The organism is Psychrosphaera sp. 1_MG-2023, assembly GCF_030548245.1.
Taxonomy (GTDB): Bacteria; Pseudomonadota; Gammaproteobacteria; order Enterobacterales; family Alteromonadaceae; genus Psychrosphaera; species Psychrosphaera algicola.
Genome location: NZ_JAUORW010000006.1, coordinates 178195 through 196581 on the forward strand (window position 1 = coordinate 178195; position 18387 = coordinate 196581).

Below are 18387 nucleotides of genomic sequence, written 5' to 3' on the forward strand. Positions count from 1 at the left end.
TATGTTTTAAATATAGAAAAGGAAATGGAAATACGCCATTAGATTGGCGCGTAAATAATAGTGTTAATTTAACTTACTGTTAACCTGAGTTATGACTCGTTGCCAGTTGTCGCCGGCAGAGAAAGTAACCGTGCTAGTTTGTCCAGAATTTTCGACATTTACCGCATTCATCTGTTCTCGCCACAACTCAGTGAGTGCCAATTGTTTTATTTCAATCCATTTGTATTGTCTGGTGAGTTTATAATCTTGATAGATCCAAAAGTAACCTGCGTCGTTTTGAGAGCCGACAAAGTTCAGGGGAATTGGCTGTTTGTTTTCATCTCTAATCTGAAAGTTAGACATGATGTAATCGGCAAACTTCTGTTGGGTTTTTGGATCGTCAATAATATCAGATTTACCTTTAAATAATTCCTGAGCCGCTTCTTCTGCATCATGAAGTGAATAGCGGTGCATCACTTCCAAAAAGCCAGTCCGTTCATTAAATAATACAATACTAAAAGCAGATTTCAGTTTATGGGCCGCTGCAGAATTAGACATGAGTAATACAATTAAAAAAGGGATTAATGTAAACCAGCGATATGTCATGAACGTTCCAAAAGTCAGAGAAAAAATACGGGTTAGATGATCAAAATCAATGTAACTAAAAATGCCCGATAATTATCGGGCATTTGTAATTAAAAACAATCGTTAATAACACATCTTTAAACACAGATTACTAACGATAGTTAAAACCAAAGGGGTTATTCGTCAGACGCATTGTCGTCAGATTTTTTCTCAGTTTTAAGTTCAGTTTTTATGTCTTGCATGATATCACGATACACTTTGCCATCGCGCTTTTTGCTTTTGTAAGCTTCAACACGTGATTTGATAAACTGTTGTGGGTAACGGTTGTTTGCTATATCAACGTCAGCCGTTTCCCAATGTGGATCAATTTGCACACTTGCCAGCTTCTTCGATTTATCCGTCACGATAAGCTTCTTAACGGCTTTTGGTGTGCGTCGCCAAATTTCGGCTGGAATATATTGTTGTTCAATTGAACCATCTTCAAACGTCAACTCAAGCAAGATAGGCATAACTAAGCCACCAAGGTTAGAGAAGTCGATAACATAATAGTTTTTATCTTCTGCTACAGCGCGTTCAAAAGTCGCTTTTTCCCAAGGTTTAAGTTCCTTCAACCATTTTTGATATTTGTTGCGTTCTTTATTTGTCACGGTAAATCGGTCGTTTTCGTCGTAAAAATCGGTCACGTCTTTGTTGGCGTCAACCCAAGTCGTTTTACCTTCTTGTTGATTACGTACTTCAAACAATGGTGTTGGCTTGTCATTTTCTATGTCGCGTAAACGAGCGTAATCAATATCTGGATTTTGAGTGTCTAAACGTAATTGGTATACGCTCTCAATTGCGATATCAACGTGGTCAGTTGTATAGAACCAACCATGCCAAAACCAATCTAAATCGACACCAGAAGCCTCTTCCATGGTTCTAAAAAAGTCAGATGGAGTCGGGCGTTTAAACTTCCAACGTTGCGCGTATTCTTTAAATGCAAAGTCAAAAAGATCACGGCCTAAGATAACTTCACGAAGAATATTAAGTGCAGCCGCCGGTTTTGAGTAAGCATTTGGACCTAGTTTTAATACACTGTCTGATTGCGTCATGATTGGCACTTGCACATTGCCTTTCATGTAATCAGTGATATAACGAGGTTCAACACCCCATGGAATTGTAGGATCCCACTCACGACAAGCGATCGCATCTAAAAAGCTATTAAGACCTTCATCCATCCAAGTCCATTGGCGTTCGTCTGAGTTAACTGTCATTGGGAAATAAATATGACCGATTTCATGGATTACGACGCCAATTAGAAAGCGTTTTTCTGCCTGTGTATAAGTACGACTGCCATCTTTTTGCAAAGTCGTCCGTGGACCATTAAATGTGATCATTGGGTATTCCATGCCCCCAACCGGTCCATTTACTGATTGCGCTGTAGGGTATGGATAATCGAATGAATACTTTGAGTAGACTTCCATTGTATGAACAACGGCTTCAGTAGAATATTTCTCCCAAAGTTCGCCACCTTCTTTCGGGTAAAACGACATCGCCATGACTAATGGCTGGTCATCGCCACCTTGGTGATAACCTTTAGCATCCCACATAAATTTACGTGAAGATGCCCAGGCAAAGTCTCGTACGTTTTCTGCTTCAAAGCGCCATGTTTTAGACTTTGATGTACCTTCTTTTTCGTTTTCAAGTGCTTCTTCTGCCGTAACAATAAATACAGGACGCTCAGCATTTTTCGCTTTCTCAAAACGTTTACGTTGAGTTTTAGTTAACACGTCTTTTGGATTATCAAGTTCGCCTGTCGCTGATACAATGTGGTCAGCTGGAACTGTGATTTCAACGTTGTAGTCGCCAAATTCTAGAGTAAATTCGCCACGGCCAATAAACTCTTTGTTGTGCCAACCTTCATAGTCACTAAATGCATGTAAACGTGGAAACCACTGCGCTAGCAAAAATATGTCATTGCCGCCTTTACGAGCGTCGTCTGGGAAGTGTTCGTAACCCGCTCGAGCAGATACAGCATCTTCTTCAACAATGTTAAAACCAAAGTTCATCTTGATTGTTGTTGATTTGCCCGGTTTTAATGGACGCTTAAGATCAACACGTAAGTTTGTGCCGACGACCGTCATCTTAAGCGGTTTGCCATCACTATCTGAAACTGACAATACGTCGTAACCTAATTCATGGTCGGTCAAAAACTGTTGACGACGCAATTCACCTAGGCTCAATTTAGCTGGCGTGTTTGCATCGCCGGCTGAAGTCGCTGGACCTCTGCGGCCAATTCCAGCAAATGACGTCCCCGCTTCGGAAATTGAATCCGCTTTGTATTTATTCTGTTCAAGTTGCAACCACAGATAGCGAAGGGTATACGGAGAGTTGTTTTGGTACTCAATCGTTTGTTTCGCGTCTAACCTGCGTTTGTCTTCATCAAGTTTAACTTTTATGTCGTAGTTGACTTGTTGTTGCCAATATTTTTCACCGGCTTCGCCAGTGGCTGCTCGATAAACATTTGGGGTCGGTAAGATTTCGTCTAATTGACGGAATTTGTCTTCGAAATCACCTTTGGTTTGTTTAACTGCAGATGCGAATGCATCTGTGCTTGTAATAATTGCCGTTGTTAATGCAAATGATATGCAAAGGACGTGGATCAATTTACTGCTACTACTAGTCATGTTACCTCTAGGTGGTTCAGTTTGGTTTCAGGGGCTTTATTTTGTACAAAATTTTAACAAACTGGAATGAGGATTAAAGGACTCTTAACGTGTTGGGTAGGTTGTTCATCGTGAAAATGAACAGAAGGGAAAGTAAGGCTAGCTAGGTTGTATATATTTTATACAGCTTTAACTCGCCTTGACTCTAGAGTTCAAAACTAGCGCATTTTCATATTTTGTAGCGCATAAATTTTACTCTCGTATTTTTCTTTATCGAGATAATCATCCGCTAATGAACGCGCGCGTTCTAAATAATAATTAGCACGTTTATGCTCACCTAATTGCCAATAATTTTGTGCCAGCCCAAATAAAAACTGATGCTCTTGATTATTTAGCTTTAACGCCTTTTTGAAATGACTGATAGAGGCACGATAATGCCCTTTGTCAAATGAGGTCTTAGCTAACATTGCGAAATAGTAAGGGTTTTTAGTTCGTACTTTTCGAATTTTGGCAAACAAGTCGTTGGCAAGTTCTTGACGACCCGTACTTTGATAAAGGTACGCTAGGCTCTCTTGCAGATTTAAATTGCTTTTATCGATACTAGATGCGTATTGCAATATGGTTTCAGTTTCAGCAATAAAGCCTTTACGTGTGTACAAACTCGCTAGATTACCCCAGGACTCTGTGATTGTGGGGGCCAAAATGGTTGCTTGTTTAAAGTAATGGTATGCTTTGTTTAATTCGTTATTAACCAAAGCGTTAGCACCTTTGTTATTGTAAAAAAGGGCGATAATGTCATTTTTATATAACCTTTTAGACGATCTTTTTGGACCATTTAACATTGGTAAGAAGTCGACGACATAAGTTGACTCATTTTTAAGTAGGATAGAATGAATGATCGGCTCTTTGATATGCAAATTTACATGGCCATTTAACATGCGGACACCATTGTTGTAAGTCCAGTTTTCCTGCACTTTGACATCCATGAACTTGGCTTCCATTCTTGCTTCTTGGGCTAAAACATAAGACAGAATTGTAAGTGACAAACAGTTGGCGGCTCCCTGTTCAAAGGCTTCTGAGGCAGTTAAGTCGGCATTGTGTACGTATCGAATATCTAGTTGATTGGGGTCAAAGAGATCTTGGATCATTCTTTTGGTTCTTGCTGGTATGTCACGAATTGGCTTGAGACGTAGGTAGACGTAACGTTCCATCTGTTCAGTAATTTTGAAAATTTCCTGCTCAGTTTCCAGTGCCGGTGCCGCTCCAAATTCATGATCTAAATAGATATTTTTAGGGGCTTTTGCTTTAAATATAGGTGTGTGTGTTGCGCATCCATACATTAAAACACACGAAAAAATGAGTATGGCGTACTTTATGTGGTTCATATATCACTCCCTAGTTTCCAAATGAGAAACAGTTAGCTACGCTGTAACAAACGTATAATTAAGTATTAGTCGGGAATGACCAAAATGGCAAAAGTTGTTGGGATAGGTGGCGTGTTTTTTAAGGCAAATGACACAGAAAATCTGAATCGTTGGTATCAGGAGGTTTTAGGTATAGAAATAGGCGAATATGGTGCGACGTTTGCGCCGGACAAAATCCCTAAAAATGCGTATACCGCGTTTTCATTATTTAAATCGACAACCGATTATTTTGATGTACCGGGTAAATCGCAACAGCAGGGGTTTTTAATTAATTTCTTAGTGGATGATTTATATGGCGTATTGGCTAATGTAAAACAAAATGGTGGCACCTTAATTGGTGAACCTGAAGAGTTCGATTATGGCAAGTTTGGCTGGTTTGCAGACCCTGAAGGCAATAAAATTGAGTTGTGGCAAGCGATGTAAAGCAAATCGAACAATTTATGCAAATCGGTTTTCGCTTTTAAATATTGATTAATGCCGCAATCAATTTGAAATTTTAATGGTCTTTTCACCTTGTTTTAGTAGAATCGCTTCCTAATTTTTTGCGCTAACACGAAGAGACTATTATCAGCATGGTTACCATTGGGATTGATTACGGCACGTCTAACTCTGAAGTTGTATTATCTGACGGCAAGCACCACCAATTTGTTGAGCTTGATTCTGACTCAAAAACCCCTTTTAAAATTCGTTCTTCAGTTTTTATTTATTATGAAGACGATTTACCAATGCCTCCGGTTGAGGTGATTGAAGAAAAAGTTCAGCACATCAAACGTGGTATTTCAGCGCAGCTTGATAAAGCCAAAGACAAATATGAAGAAGCCACAACGCCTGCTGAGCAACGTCGCTATTTAACTCAAATTGACCAACTTCGTGGTGAATTCCATAATACCCCTAAGTTACAACGTCGCGCGATTAATGAGTTATTAAAACATCAATCAGTAGATGACTTGCCACTTTATAAAATGGTTGAAACCGGTACATTTCTATTCGGTGAAGCTGGCTTTAAACAGTATTTAAAAACACCTGAAAAAGGCCGTTTGATTTACTCACCTAAAAATTTCTTAGGAGCAAGTTTACTGTCAGGTCAACGAGATGCCTTTGTTGGTCTTATTGCCAAACAACTTGGTTTTTTTAAAAGCAAGGCGGAAGCGCAACTGGGCAAGACGGTAGAGGGGGCTGTTGTTGGTCGTCCGGTAAAATACCACGGAACTCGTGGCGAAGATGGAAACCAGCAAGCCATTAGCATTATGCGAGATGCGGCTACCTTAGCCGGATTTAAAAAGATAGATTTCCTAGAAGAGCCTATTGCCGCGGCATACCGTATTGAACAGCAATTAACTGAAGAAAAAGTCGCGCTGGTGGTGGATATCGGTGGCGGTACAACGGATATTTGTTTAATTCGTTTAGGTACGCAACAGCAACATCAATATGACCGACAGCAGGATGTATTGTCAGTAACCGGCACTCGGTTAGGTGGGATGGAATGTGATAAAAACTTAATTTTAAAATCCATTGCTCCATCTATGGGGTTAGGCTCTGAAACCACAAATGGTATTCCAGTACCTCCTCTGTATTACAATGACATGGTTGCAGTAGACGACATTCCTCGTTTAAACAGCTTTTTCTCTGACGAGATGGGATTAGAAATCGCGCAAACGATGTCGGTAGCCAAAGAACCTGAGAAATTAGAGAAGTTGTTAACGGTGCAAGAAGAAAAGTTGTCGGCTCGTTTAGTTAACTCTTCGCGATTAGCAAAAGAGATGTTGTCGGCAAAACCACACATTGTCTTGCCGCTTAAATATATCGATCCTCAATACCAGGTTGAATTAACTGAAGCAGATTTAAAACGTTCGATGATTGGTTGGATGGCGCGTGTAAAGTCATTGATCACAGAATGTTTGAAGAAAAGTCCTGAACAGCCAGAAATACTGTTTATTACAGGGGGCATGAGTTTGTCGCCGGTAGTACAAGCTGAAATCAAAGCGATGTTTCCAAACTTGCCTGTTGTTGAAGCCGATGCGTTTAAATCGATTTCTGAAGGCTTAAGCATTCAAGCAACACGACTTTAACTTAATGTTTTTGGGCTGGCTAAGTATGTATTAGCCAGCTTTTATGTGTAATAACGTCTATGTTAGGAGCTGCGAGCTTCACTCTTTTTTTTCAATTTAAAGCGGCGCGACTTCACTGGCAATCAGTTGTAAGGTTCGATTTCCTCTAAACTCATTGATATCCAATTGATACACCACACGGACTTGTCGAATCGAGTTGTTAGGCCAAACGCCTAAGTCACAATTAAAATGAATGGCATCGATGACGATACCGGTCTCATTGGTTAAAACGAGTTTTAGATGTTTTGCACCAACAATTCGATGACTAATTACGTCAAATGTATCGTCAAATGTCGGCTCGGCAAACCCCTGACCCCAAGGTCCTGCTAGGTTAAGCTGTTGACTAAACTCTGTGGTAAAACAATCACTTGGCAATTCGCCATCAGTTAATGTCACCTGAGTCAACACTTCTTCAGATAGATGTTGGGTTAAAATTCGATTAAATTCAATTTTGAACGCTTCAAGGTTTTTAAGGGGTAAACTTAGACCAGCGGCCATAGCATGACCCCCAAACTTACCAATTAACCCCGGATTTTGAGTATTGACTTGGTCTAACACATCACGAATATGTATGCCTTGAATCGACCGCGCAGAACCCTTAATTTGTTGGTTTTCACCTTCACCATCACCTAATGCAAAGGCCACGGTCGGGCGGTAATACTTGTCTTTTACGCGCCCCGCGACAATACCTATCACACCTTGATGCCAATCTGGTGCAAAGACACAAATACCATTAGGCAAGTCACCGTCTTTAAGTTGCAGGGTATTCACAGCCGCTTCTGCCTCAATACGCATGCCTTGCTCAATTTCTTTACGTTCAGTATTCAAGCCGTTTAAGTCCTCGGCGATTTTTAATGCCTGGCCGTAGTTTTCGGTTAACAAACAGCGTATGCCATAAGCCATATCGTCAAGGCGCCCCGCGGCATTAAGCCTTGGCCCAATAACAAAACCAAAATCTGTGGACTTAACTTGCGTCAGCTCTTTATTTGCAATTTGCAACAGGGCTTTAATACCAGGGCGACATACCCCTTTTTTAATTCGAGCGAGTCCTTGATGAACCAAAATACGATTGTTGCTATCAAGAGGTACTACGTCGGCAACCGTACCTAACGCTACTAGGTCGATAAACTCTGCCATATTAGGCTCAGAGATATTCTGAGATGCAAACCAATCCTGTTGGCGTAAATGATGGCGAAGACCTAATAGTAAATAAAACGCGACGCCAACCCCGGCCAAATTTTTACTGGCAAACTCACAATCTGGTTGATTGGGATTAACAATAGCATCGGCATTAGGAAGCTGTTTACCCGGTAAGTGGTGGTCGGTAACCACCACTTTAACTCCAGCGGCCTTGGCGATTTCGATACCTTCTAAACACGAAATACCATTGTCCACCGTGATGATTACATCGGTACCATCATTGACCACCTCTGTTGCCAATTGCGGACTTAAACCATAGCCGTAATCAAATCGATTAGGGACATTATACTTAACGTTTTGGAACCCAAGCTTGGCAAGACCAAGCATCATCAACGCAGTACTTGTCGCACCATCTGCGTCGAAGTCACCAACAATAGTAATTCGTTGTTGCTTTTTTAGTACATCAAATAATAGTTGGCAGGCGACATCTATGCCTTTCATTGACGAAACGGGTAGCAGTTGACCGGCACTACGTTTGATATCGGCAATATCAGTAATACCGCGACCGCGGTAAATGCGTTGAATGACTGGGTGTAATTGTTCGAGACCGACAGACGGAGCGTCTATGTCACGACGTTTGATATTTAACATGGGATCCTAAGTCACGCCGTTATTTGGCGTGACTGGTAAAAAATTGTGTAACTTTAGTAATTAGTTGAGTTCTAAAATCTGTGCTAATTCGCTAGGCGGCTTGTAACCAGGGATCATAGTACCATCTTCAAACATAATGGCTGGAGTGCCTGTTACACCGGCTGCTTGGCCTAAATTATAGTGACCAGCGATAGGAGCGCTGCATAGCGCTTTAGCCACTTTTGAACCTGCCTTTGCGTCAGTCATGGCTTGCTTTTGGTCTTTAGAACACCAAACCGCACTGATATCTTCAAACGAACGGCTGTTCAGTCCACCTCGAGGAAACGCTAAATAATTAACGGTAATACCTAAATCATTATAATCGTCGATTTGGGCGTGTAACTTACGACAGTAACCACAGGTTGTATCGGTAAATACTGTGATTTGGGCTTTTTCGTTTTTCGCTGGAAATACGATCATCGAATCTTTAAATTCTTTCATGCCATCAATACGCAATGAACTTAGCGCGGTTTCTGTCAGATTCGTCATGTTGTCGTCGGTATCAAATAATCGTCCGGCAATAAAAAATTGGGTATCTTCAGACATATAGAATACACCGCGGTTGGTATAAATTTGTTTTAAACCTTTTACGGGAGCATCTTCAATTTTTGAAGCAACTAAACCTAATTTCAACATTTTTGCCTGAATTTTGGCATCGACATTAGATGGTGCTGCTTGAACTGTATTGGCAACTAACAAGCTTATAGTAATAACACTGGTGACGATTAGAGACTTTAACAACTTCATTTTAATTCCTGTTATTCCGGTAATACCTATATGACCGGATAATCCGAAAATAGTTTCCGAACAATTATCCGCGAGGGTGATGGTCACGATGTAAGGATTTTAACCTTTCTTTTGCAACATGAGTATATATTTGTGTGGTTGATAAATCACTATGGCCTAGCAACATTTGCACAACTCTAAGGTCAGCGCCATGATTTAACAGGTGAGTTGCGAATGCATGACGTAAAGTATGGGGGGATAGATGACCACGGATCCCAGCTCGGATGGCATACTCTTTAATTCGGTGCCAAAAGGTTTGTCGGGTCATTTGTTGCCCGCGCCGGGAGGGGAAAACCACGTCAGAGGGGGTTGTTAGCAACTCTGGCCGGCCTTCTTTTAAATAGACAGCAAGCCATTCGGCGGCTATTTCTCCCATAGGCACTAAACGTTCTTTTTGACCTTTACCAATTACTCGAACCACATTTTGCATCAAGCTAATATTACCTAATTTTAATGACACTAATTCGGTAACGCGCAGGCCCGTCGCATAAAGTAATTCAAGCATGACCTTGTCTCTGAGTTCAATAGCGATGTCGTGTTGTTGGCAGTTAAGAAGGGACTCGACGTCTTGTTCGGACAAAACACTTGGTAAGGTTTGACCCAACTTTGGCGCTTGCGTCATCGCCGTTGGGTTAGTTGCGCGGGTTTTGGTGGCAACTAAAAATAGAAAAAATCGCTTAATTGCGCTTAGCGATCTGGCAGTAGAACGTGGTTTTAAGCCAAGGTCGGTTCGGTGTGCTAAATAAGACTCAATAGTTAATTCATCGCATTGCAATAAATCGGTATTTTGTGCCTCGATAAATTGATGAAATTTGAGCAGATCGGTTTTGTAAGCCGACAACGTATTGTCACTTAGGCCTTTTTCTAACCAAAGATGTTGCAAAAACAGATCGATTTCGTCTGGTAGCTGTTGGTTTTTATGATCCACAATAATGATTCGACTTCTTTGTTTAAAGGCATTTTGCTAGACTTGCCGGCAATTTCATAGCCTTTTTAAAGAGAAACGTAATGAAGATTGGCTTGTTCTATGGCTCAACAACTTGTTATACCGAAATGGCCGCAGAAAAAATACAACTAAAACTTAACGAATTGTTTGGTTTCGAGTTAGTTGATTTGTACAACATCAAAGACAACGGGTTTGATCACATCACAGAATATGACTTACTTATATTAGGCATATCGACGTGGGATTTTGGTGAGTTACAGGAAGATTGGGAAGCTAAGTGGCAAGATATTGAGACACTTGAGCTTAATAATAAAACGGTTGCACTGTTTGGCCTTGGCGACCAAGATGGTTATGCTGAGTGGTTCCAAGATGCACTCGGTATGTTACACGATGTTGTGGTAGCCCAGGGCGCATCTCCCATTGGATATTGGCCAAACTCTGATGAGTATGACTTTATTGCGTCAAAAGCATTAACTGAAGACCAAAGTCATTTTGTTGGTTTAGCTCTTGATGATGAAGGGCAATACGATAAGTCTGAATTACGAATTAGCCAGTGGTGTGAACAACTGCTGACAGAACTCGCCTAATAGGAATAAAGGGATATGATAAATTTAGTTAACGTTAAAAATCTTACCAAGGTCGCAATGATGTGTGCGACTGTTGGCCTTGTGGGCTGCAATGCCGTTGGTTTAGGCGGTACAGCAAGCGAAGTGAAGTCTGCAGTCGCGCAGTTACCTGACAGCACTGAACAACTTGATAAGGCATTTGCACAATACAGTGAAGCTTTTATAGAGCGTTTCTGGCAATTAAATCCAACCTACGCAGTTTATGTCGGTTATTACAAATACGATGACAGCTTGCCGGTGCCAAACAAACTGAAAATGGCCAAAGAGCTGAACGTGTACCGAGCTGAATTAAAAGCGCTTGAGCAATTTAATGTGGACAAATTGTCGCCACGTTACGCCAGTGATTATTACATTCTTAAAAACCAATTAGAGTCTTATATTTGGTGGTATGAGTCGTTAAAGGCTGATACTTGGGACCCATCTAATTATAACGTGGCCGGTGGTTTTGGCGTGATCTTAAATACCGATTACAAACCGTTGAATGATCGACTCAAAACCATTATCAAGCGCATGGAAAATATTCCTGCCTATTATGAAGCGGCGATTAATAACTTAACCTCACCAACAGTTACCCATACGGAGCTTGCTATTCAGCAAAATAAAGGGGCGTTGGGCTTATTTGAAGGCGCGATTAAAGACCAAGTTCATGGGTCGGAACTCAGTGCCCAGGACAAAGCTGATTTTGACTTAGCATTGCAAAAAACAACGACGGCGATTAATGGTTATATTCAGCATCTAGAGCAGTTGTTGCCGAAATTAAAAGCGGACCCAAAAACGCGTGACTTTCGTATTGGCAAAAAACTCTATGACAAAAAGTTTGAGTTAGATATCTTCTCAGGTTACACAGCCAAACAATTGTTTGATAAAGCGGTGTCTGAGAAATCTCGAGTTCACAAAGAAATGGCTAAAATTGCCGATACGCTTTGGCCCAAATATTTCCCTAATAAAACAGCACCTTCTGACTCCCTAATTAAGATCAAAACCTTAATTGATCATATCTCAGTCAAACATGTTAAACGTGATGAATTTGTATCAAGTATTCGTGAGCAAATCCCAGAGCTAGAAGCTTTTGTGATGGAACATAACCTAATTACGATGGACAAAGACAAACCGCTTGTCGTACGTGAAACACCTAAGTATCAGCGTGGTTTTGCCGGAGCATCTATTAATGCACCTGGGCCATATGACGCTGAAGCAAATACGTATTACAACGTAACACCACTGGATAACATGGACGATGAAGGCGCGGAAAGCTACTTACGTGAATACAATCACTGGTTGTTGCAAGTCTTAAATATTCACGAAGCTGTCCCAGGTCATTACACTCAGTTGGTTCATAGCAATAAGTCGAAAAGCCTAGTTAAAGCTATTTTTGGTAACGGCGCTATGGTTGAAGGTTGGGCAGTCTATACTGAACGCATGATGTTAGAAGAAGGGTACGGCGACTTTGAACCAGAGCTTTGGTTGATGTACTACAAATGGAACTTACGCGTGATCATGAACTCAATTCTTGATTACAGCATTCAGGTGCTAGGCATAGACGAAAAGCAAGCAATGGACATGATGGTAAATCAAGCGTTCCAAGAACCGGCTGAAGCGCAGGGAAAATGGCGCAGAGCGACCTTGTCTCAGGTGCAGTTAACAAGTTATTTCACCGGGTATTCGGAAATTTACCAATTGCGCGAAGAATTGAAAGAAGCGACGGGCGACAAATTTAGCCTTGTTGATTTCCACAATCAATTTTTAAGTTATGGTAGCGCACCGGTGCCAATTATTCGTAAATTGATGTTTGACGACTACGTAGCGTCGCATAAATAGCTTAAATGGGTAAATGTCAGGAGAGTGAATTGCTCTTCTGACAAACTCCCATTTAAATCAAACAAGTATGCAAAATAAATTGTTTTAAAATTAAGAGAGAGATAAATGGCACGTGCATCGGCTTATCATATTTTGGTGAAAACCAAAGAAGAAGCGATAAAAATTAAACAGCAATTAAACAACGGCGCTCATTTTCAAGAAATGGCAAAGAAGCATTCTATTTGTCCGTCGCGCAAAAAAGGCGGTGACCTTGGCGAATTTGGTCAAGGCGATATGGTTAAAGCGTTTGACGATGTTGTTTTTAAAAAGTCTTTGTTAGAAGTGCACGGACCGGTAAAAACAAAGTTTGGCTTTCATCTGATCAAAACGGTTTATCGTAGTAAATAATTCGATAAGCCGTCACTTACCCAAGGCATCATGCTGATATCACTAAGTAAATTTAGAGTGGCATTAGACGTTAGAGCAACCTGAGCAAATTTGCATCAAGGTTAAAATTTGACATTCTGAGATGAACCGTTAGTCTCAATTACAGCAACCATATTGGAAGGAGTCTGCTGTAATGGCGCTGTTTATGACGACCAAATTAAAATTTATTATGCCGTTAAGCATAATATTATTACTTATCAGTTGCGGCGATAACTCAAGTAAATCTAACACCGAACCTGTTGTAAAGATCATCCCTGAGCCTGAATCTCCTATCAATGCGGCAAATGCGTCTCGCCTGCTTAACCAGCTCACATTTGGTGCCACGCTCGAAGATATAAACTACTTAGTTGAGATTAATCGTAAAGCTTGGTTAGAAGAACAATTTGACCTTACGCCATCTTTGCATGTTCCTTTAATAGAGCCGTTTTCTGACCGCGAAGATTTTTGGCGAAAGTACCGGATGGCAGCTTGGTTTGAACGAGCCATCTATGCCCCTGATCAGTTACGACAGCGTATGGCATTTGTTCTTAGCGAGATTTTTGTTATCTCAGAGTTTAACGATGTTTTAGGCAACGACCCCAAAGCGGTCGCTAATTATTATGACCTGCTCGTCACCCATGCTTTTGGTAATTACCGAGACCTATTAGAAGCCGTTAGTTTGTCTCCAGCAATGGGCATTTATCTCAGCATGTTAGGTAATGAAAAACCAGATACTTCCCGCAATATTCGTCCTGATGAAAACTATGCCAGAGAAGTAATGCAATTATTTACGATTGGTTTGGTTGAGCTGGAAAATGACGGTAGCATCAAACTTGACGAAAATGGGGCTCCGATATCGACCTACGATCAGGCCACAATAAAAGGTTTTGCCCATGTATTTACTGGCTGGCATTACAATGGCACTACGGAAGATACTTGGTTTCGCTGGTGGGATAATCAAGATCTTTACGGCACTATGGTGCCGGTTCAGGCCTTTCATGACACTGCTGAAAAAGCGTTATTTAGCGGTGTTTTGTTACCCGCTAATCAAACCGCAGAACAAGATTTAAAAGCTGCACTAGATGCGCTGTTTAATCACCCAAATGTTGCGCCGTTTATTGCTAAACAACTGATCCAAAAATTTATTACCAGCAATCCAACACCTGCGTATGTTGAGCGAATTGCGAATGTTTTTATCGACAATGGCGCTGGCGAACGAGGTGACTTAAAAGCAGTTGTGAAAGCCCTTATTTTAGATGAGGAAGCGATCAACGGGCATATTAGTGCACCAGATACTTTCGGTAAAATGCGTGAACCTATTTTAAAGGCTACCCATTTATGGCGAGCGTTTAATCTAACAACCGACAATGAAATTATCGATATGGGATGGCCTGACTATTATTTTAATCAAGCGCCATTAGCATCGGCGTCAGTTTTTAATTTTTACCGTCCAGATTACAGCCCACCGTCCTTAAAAAACGCTACAGGTTTAGTAGCCCCAGAGCTACAAATAGCAACTGAAACGGCAGTAACTCATACGTCGAACTTTGTCGCATGGCTTGGTATGTGGCACGCATTCAGTGGGGATTTTAGTGAAATAGAAGAAGATAAACGGCAACAGCTTTGGATTGATCTTACCGAATATGTCCCATTAGCTGAAAGTGATCCAAGGCAAATCATTGAGCAACTAAACCTAATTTTAACCGGCGACATATTAACGACCGACGCCATTGATCTACTGGTGGATTATTATGGTGAACTTGAATGGGCTCCAACCCATGAAAGGATCTCTAATATTATCTTTCTAATCATGTCTTCACCTCAATATTCGGTCATACGATAGGAGTTTCCATGGATCGTCGAGCATTACTAAAATCATTGCTGGCCGCGGGGGTGGGGGCAACAACGTTTGGCGCAACCGCAGGGCAAATGAAGTTGCTCAATACGTTTGCTCAACAGCAACGTTTTGATGACTACAAAGCGTTAATCTGTGTGTTTTTATATGGTGGCAACGACTCTTACAATATGTTGGTGCCAACCGAGTCATCAGATTATGGTCGGTATTCGGTTGTAAGACAAAACCTTGCTGTACCTCAAGAATCACTTATTTCATTGAATACAACTTCGTCACTGCCCTATAGCTTGGGTGTTCCGGACTATATGACACCCATTTCTGATTTATTTCATAACCAGCAGCTCGCTTGGATCAACAATGTTGGGCCACTTGAAGCGCGCGTGAATAAGTCTGAAATTAAAGCTAAAACCGCATCTTTGCCACCGCAATTATTTTCCCATAACGACCAACAAAAGTTATGGGAGCGGGCCGACAACAACTTAACCGGTTTATCAGGTTGGGCGGGACGTATCGCTGACTTATTATCGGATGTCAATCCAGCAAGTCCAATCCCATTGAACATTTCCCTTGCGGGCAATAACGTATTGCAAACTGGAGAAACTAAACCTTCTTATGGCATTACCGCTGATGGCGCAGATATGTTTGGAGGTTTAGACCCAAGACATAATTGGAACGATAAACGCATAGCGGTATTCGACCAACTCATCGCCATGGACAAACATAAAATAGGTGGAGCCTATCGTGATATTGTCAATCGCGCACGTAGTAACGCATTGGTGATAAACCAAGGATTAGAGTCGATACCAAGATTAACGTCGACATTTAACGACAATCGATTTGAAGACGAACTGCACATGGTCACTAAGATGATCAGCGCCCGTGAAACTTTGTCGATGCAACGTCAGGTCTTTTTTGTAGGATTAGGAGGTTGGGATACCCACGACCGACAAAACGACGCTCACCCTGAACTTTTAGCACAATTATCTAACGGTTTAAATTCACTAAACAAAGCGCTTGTTGAATTGGGGGTTAACGATAACGTAACGACATTTACCATGTCTGAATTTGGACGGACCTTAACCAGCAATGGCGACGGAACTGACCACGGTTGGGGCGGGCATCAAATGGTTATGGGCGGAGCGGTCAATGGCGGCCAACTTTATGGCCAAATGCCATCACTGGAATTAAACAGCGAGGACGATTACGGCGATGGTCGAATTATTCCCACCACCGCAAGTGAGCAGTATTCTGCAACATTAGCTAAATGGTTTGGATTATCAGATGCCGAAATTGCCATGGTATTCCCACATCTGAGCCGGTTTGATTTGGCCGATCTCGGATTTATGGGGTGAGGATTCTACCCAACGCCGTTTTATGTCTAATCGGTGGCTATTTCGATTTATTCTGAATCGAGAACATAAAAAAACACCAATCAAACTGATTGGTGTATTCTCAAAGTCGTTTAGTAATTATTAAGCTTGTTTTTTAGATCGAAGCGATACTAAGCCAATCAAACCCATTGCGAAAATAGCAAGTGACGTCGGCTCTGGCACTGCGTTTATTTCAGCAGTAATGTTGTAACTATAATTACGAGCTAAGCCATTATAATAAGTGCTTGAACCGAAAGTTGGAGCATTTCCAACACCTTGACTTAAATTACCAGAATGATTATTACTACCACCGCCTGTTAAAAATACCGGGTCACCGCCGATATAAGGGATTACGCTACCAGCGCTAACGCCGTTAACGTCGGCATCTAGAAAACCAGAAGTGATAGTTTCACCTGCCGCTAAGCTAAATTGGCTCAAAGTAGTGGAGAAATCTAAACTTAGGTTACCTGTACTAAAATAATCAACACCTGAATATCGTGTATCACCAATAGCCATAATCGTAAAATCATTGGATGCTGCATTATTAATTTTTACAACAAAAGGTGTTACCTGGCCACGGTTATTTCCAACAGTGAAATTAAAATTATTTAAAGTGACAAGTTCGTCAGCGCCTGAAGTATTTGTATAGGCATCATACTCATTGATAATCATTATGGACTGCCAAGAATCGACAACGCCGCCAGAAAGTGTATCACCTAGAGTGATAATTCCAGCATGACTAACACCAACAAAACAATTCGCAGAGAGGATTAGTCCGATTAAACTGGTTTTTAAAAATCTAAATTTCATTAGTAATTCCTATATAACCCAAATCTAAATCGATGGGTAATTCTAAAAAGTTAATATGTTTAAATCACGATTTATGCCAGTATGTAAAGTGTAATTATTTCAATATGTTATGTTTTGTTTCGGATTGGAAAATAGATTTTTGTATAATAACCTGACACAGTTTTGATTATTATATAATCGTTATTTTTCCTAGCCTTTTTGGGCTGCATCAACGCCAGAAACTAAAATCTGGCCAACCGCTAGTGGGGGTTTTTAAATATCGCAATTTATTGTGCAGGTCTTGTGTGCGATTGGTGTGAAGTAGATTAATTTGGTACTAATAGACAAAGTGCGGTGGTTACGCGTTTGAAGCGGCTCACTTATCCACATTTAAGTGATTACGATATAGCTAACATCAGATGGAGATTGGTATGAAATTTTTAGTTTTCTTGGGGACGGTTCGTGATAGTACTCCTCCAAAGCCTGCTCGTTTAGGGGTAAGAGTCACTGAGGCGATAATAGCGTGTCTTAAAAGCCGATATGAAGAACATGAAATTGAATTGGTCGATGCTTTGGATTACCCATTCGACACCGTTTTTAAGCCTCACTTTGCTTATCCTAAAAGTAAGGCGCCTACCGAACTCAATGACTTAGCGGCTAAAATAGAAGGTGCTGATGGGTATATTATGGTTAGCCCTGAATATAATCATTCAATGAGTCCTGCGCTTGCTAACCTTTTGAATCATTTTGGCAGCTCTTTGTTCTCCTATAAGCCGAGCGCAATTGTGACTTATTCTGCAGGGCAGTGGGGTGGCATGCGGGCTGCAATCGGAATGCGAGCTTACTTGTCTGAACTAGGCTGTTTACCAGTGTCAGCAATGATCCATGTACCAAAGGCTCAGGAGGTTTTTGATGATAATGGAAAAGTGCACGATGGCGAAGATCAAAACTCTTGGTTTAATTATTTTGGACGAACACTCAACCAACTGGTTTGGTGGTCACAAGCCTCCCAAATTCAACGAGCAGAATTAGATCCCCATAAGTTTGTTCGTGATTTCAAATCGAGTCCTTCAGAGCGAAATGCGCCTTAATAACTTTTGACATGGTCAATTTCCTACAGGGTTTGAGTCAGTTAATTTGTCGCTGACTCAGCAATCGGTAGGGGAGCCCAAAAATCACTTGGGCCGACTGATATTAGCAACTAAGGCAATGTTGTTTTGT

At 41.1% G+C, this 18387-nt stretch carries 15 protein-coding genes; 8 read left to right on the plus strand and 7 right to left on the minus strand.

All coding sequences use genetic code 11. The features are described 5' to 3' along the window. Window positions 1-63: 63 nt before the first annotated feature. The 3 genes from Q4575_RS07630 to Q4575_RS07640 form a co-directional block, all read right to left on the minus strand. Window positions 64-585: a DUF6702 family protein gene (locus Q4575_RS07630; RefSeq protein WP_303522076.1), complete on the minus strand. Its 522-nt coding sequence runs from the start codon at window positions 583-585 to the stop codon at window positions 64-66. 155 nt (window positions 586-740) lie between these two features. Further along, the gene (locus tag Q4575_RS07635) at window positions 741-3230 is read right to left on the minus strand and encodes a M1 family metallopeptidase (RefSeq protein ID WP_303522078.1); all 2490 of its coding nucleotides are present in this window, start codon (window positions 3228-3230) and stop codon (window positions 741-743) included. A gap of 197 nt (window positions 3231-3427) precedes the next feature. Continuing rightward, the gene (locus Q4575_RS07640; protein WP_303522080.1) at window positions 3428-4594 is read right to left on the minus strand and encodes a lipopolysaccharide assembly protein LapB; all 1167 of its coding nucleotides are present in this window, start codon (window positions 4592-4594) and stop codon (window positions 3428-3430) included. An 84-nt stretch (window positions 4595-4678) separates the two neighbouring features. Here Q4575_RS07640 and Q4575_RS07645 point away from each other — a divergent pair, with 84 nt between their 5' ends. Then, the gene (locus tag Q4575_RS07645) at window positions 4679-5056 is read left to right on the plus strand and encodes a VOC family protein (RefSeq protein WP_215963510.1); all 378 of its coding nucleotides are present in this window, start codon (window positions 4679-4681) and stop codon (window positions 5054-5056) included. A 149-nt stretch (window positions 5057-5205) separates the two neighbouring features. Continuing rightward, window positions 5206-6702 carry an Hsp70 family protein gene (locus Q4575_RS07650; protein WP_215963511.1) on the plus strand — a complete coding sequence of 499 codons (1497 nt, stop codon included), beginning with the start codon at window positions 5206-5208 and terminating at the stop codon, window positions 6700-6702. Window positions 6703-6798: 96 nt separating this feature from the next. On the opposite strand, the gene recJ is transcribed toward Q4575_RS07650, so the two are convergent. The 3 genes from recJ to xerD form a co-directional block, all read right to left on the minus strand. Next, complete coding sequence (gene recJ, locus Q4575_RS07655; protein WP_303522084.1) at window positions 6799-8532, minus strand: single-stranded-DNA-specific exonuclease RecJ; 1734 nt, start codon at window positions 8530-8532, stop codon at window positions 6799-6801. Between the two features lie 60 nt (window positions 8533-8592). Further along, window positions 8593-9318 (minus strand): bifunctional protein-disulfide isomerase/oxidoreductase DsbC, encoded by a 726-nt coding sequence (gene dsbC / locus Q4575_RS07660; RefSeq protein ID WP_303522086.1) that lies wholly within the window; start codon window positions 9316-9318, stop codon window positions 8593-8595. A 64-nt stretch (window positions 9319-9382) separates the two neighbouring features. Further along, complete coding sequence (gene xerD / locus Q4575_RS07665) at window positions 9383-10285, minus strand: site-specific tyrosine recombinase XerD (protein ID WP_303522089.1); 903 nt, start codon at window positions 10283-10285, stop codon at window positions 9383-9385. A gap of 80 nt (window positions 10286-10365) precedes the next feature. On the opposite strand from xerD, the gene fldB reads away from it, so the two are divergent. The 5 genes from fldB (at window position 10366) to Q4575_RS07690 (ending at window position 16359) form a co-directional block, all read left to right on the plus strand. Beyond that, window positions 10366-10890 carry a flavodoxin FldB gene (fldB, locus tag Q4575_RS07670; protein ID WP_215963514.1) on the plus strand — a complete coding sequence of 175 codons (525 nt, stop codon included), beginning with the start codon at window positions 10366-10368 and terminating at the stop codon, window positions 10888-10890. A gap of 15 nt (window positions 10891-10905) precedes the next feature. Then, entirely contained in the window at window positions 10906-12747 is a 1842-nt protein-coding gene (locus Q4575_RS07675) for a DUF885 domain-containing protein (RefSeq protein WP_303522092.1), read from the plus strand. A gap of 105 nt (window positions 12748-12852) precedes the next feature. Then, a complete protein-coding gene (locus Q4575_RS07680; protein WP_215963515.1) occupies window positions 12853-13134 on the plus strand; it encodes a peptidylprolyl isomerase in 282 nt (93 codons plus the stop codon). Between the two features lie 184 nt (window positions 13135-13318). Beyond that, the gene (locus Q4575_RS07685) at window positions 13319-14995 is read left to right on the plus strand and encodes a DUF1800 family protein (protein WP_303522094.1); all 1677 of its coding nucleotides are present in this window, start codon (window positions 13319-13321) and stop codon (window positions 14993-14995) included. A gap of 8 nt (window positions 14996-15003) precedes the next feature. After that, window positions 15004-16359: a DUF1501 domain-containing protein gene (locus Q4575_RS07690; RefSeq protein WP_303522096.1), complete on the plus strand. Its 1356-nt coding sequence runs from the start codon at window positions 15004-15006 to the stop codon at window positions 16357-16359. Window positions 16360-16479: 120 nt separating this feature from the next. On the opposite strand, the gene Q4575_RS07695 is transcribed toward Q4575_RS07690, so the two are convergent. Beyond that, window positions 16480-17187, minus strand: a complete 708-nt coding sequence (locus Q4575_RS07695; RefSeq protein WP_303522098.1) for a PEP-CTERM sorting domain-containing protein — start codon at window positions 17185-17187, stop codon at window positions 16480-16482. 410 nt (window positions 17188-17597) lie between these two features. Between Q4575_RS07695 and Q4575_RS07700 the strand changes: the two genes are divergently transcribed. Next, window positions 17598-18257 (plus strand): NADPH-dependent FMN reductase, encoded by a 660-nt coding sequence (locus Q4575_RS07700; protein WP_303522100.1) that lies wholly within the window; start codon window positions 17598-17600, stop codon window positions 18255-18257. The last annotated feature ends 130 nt before the right edge of the window (window positions 18258-18387 follow it).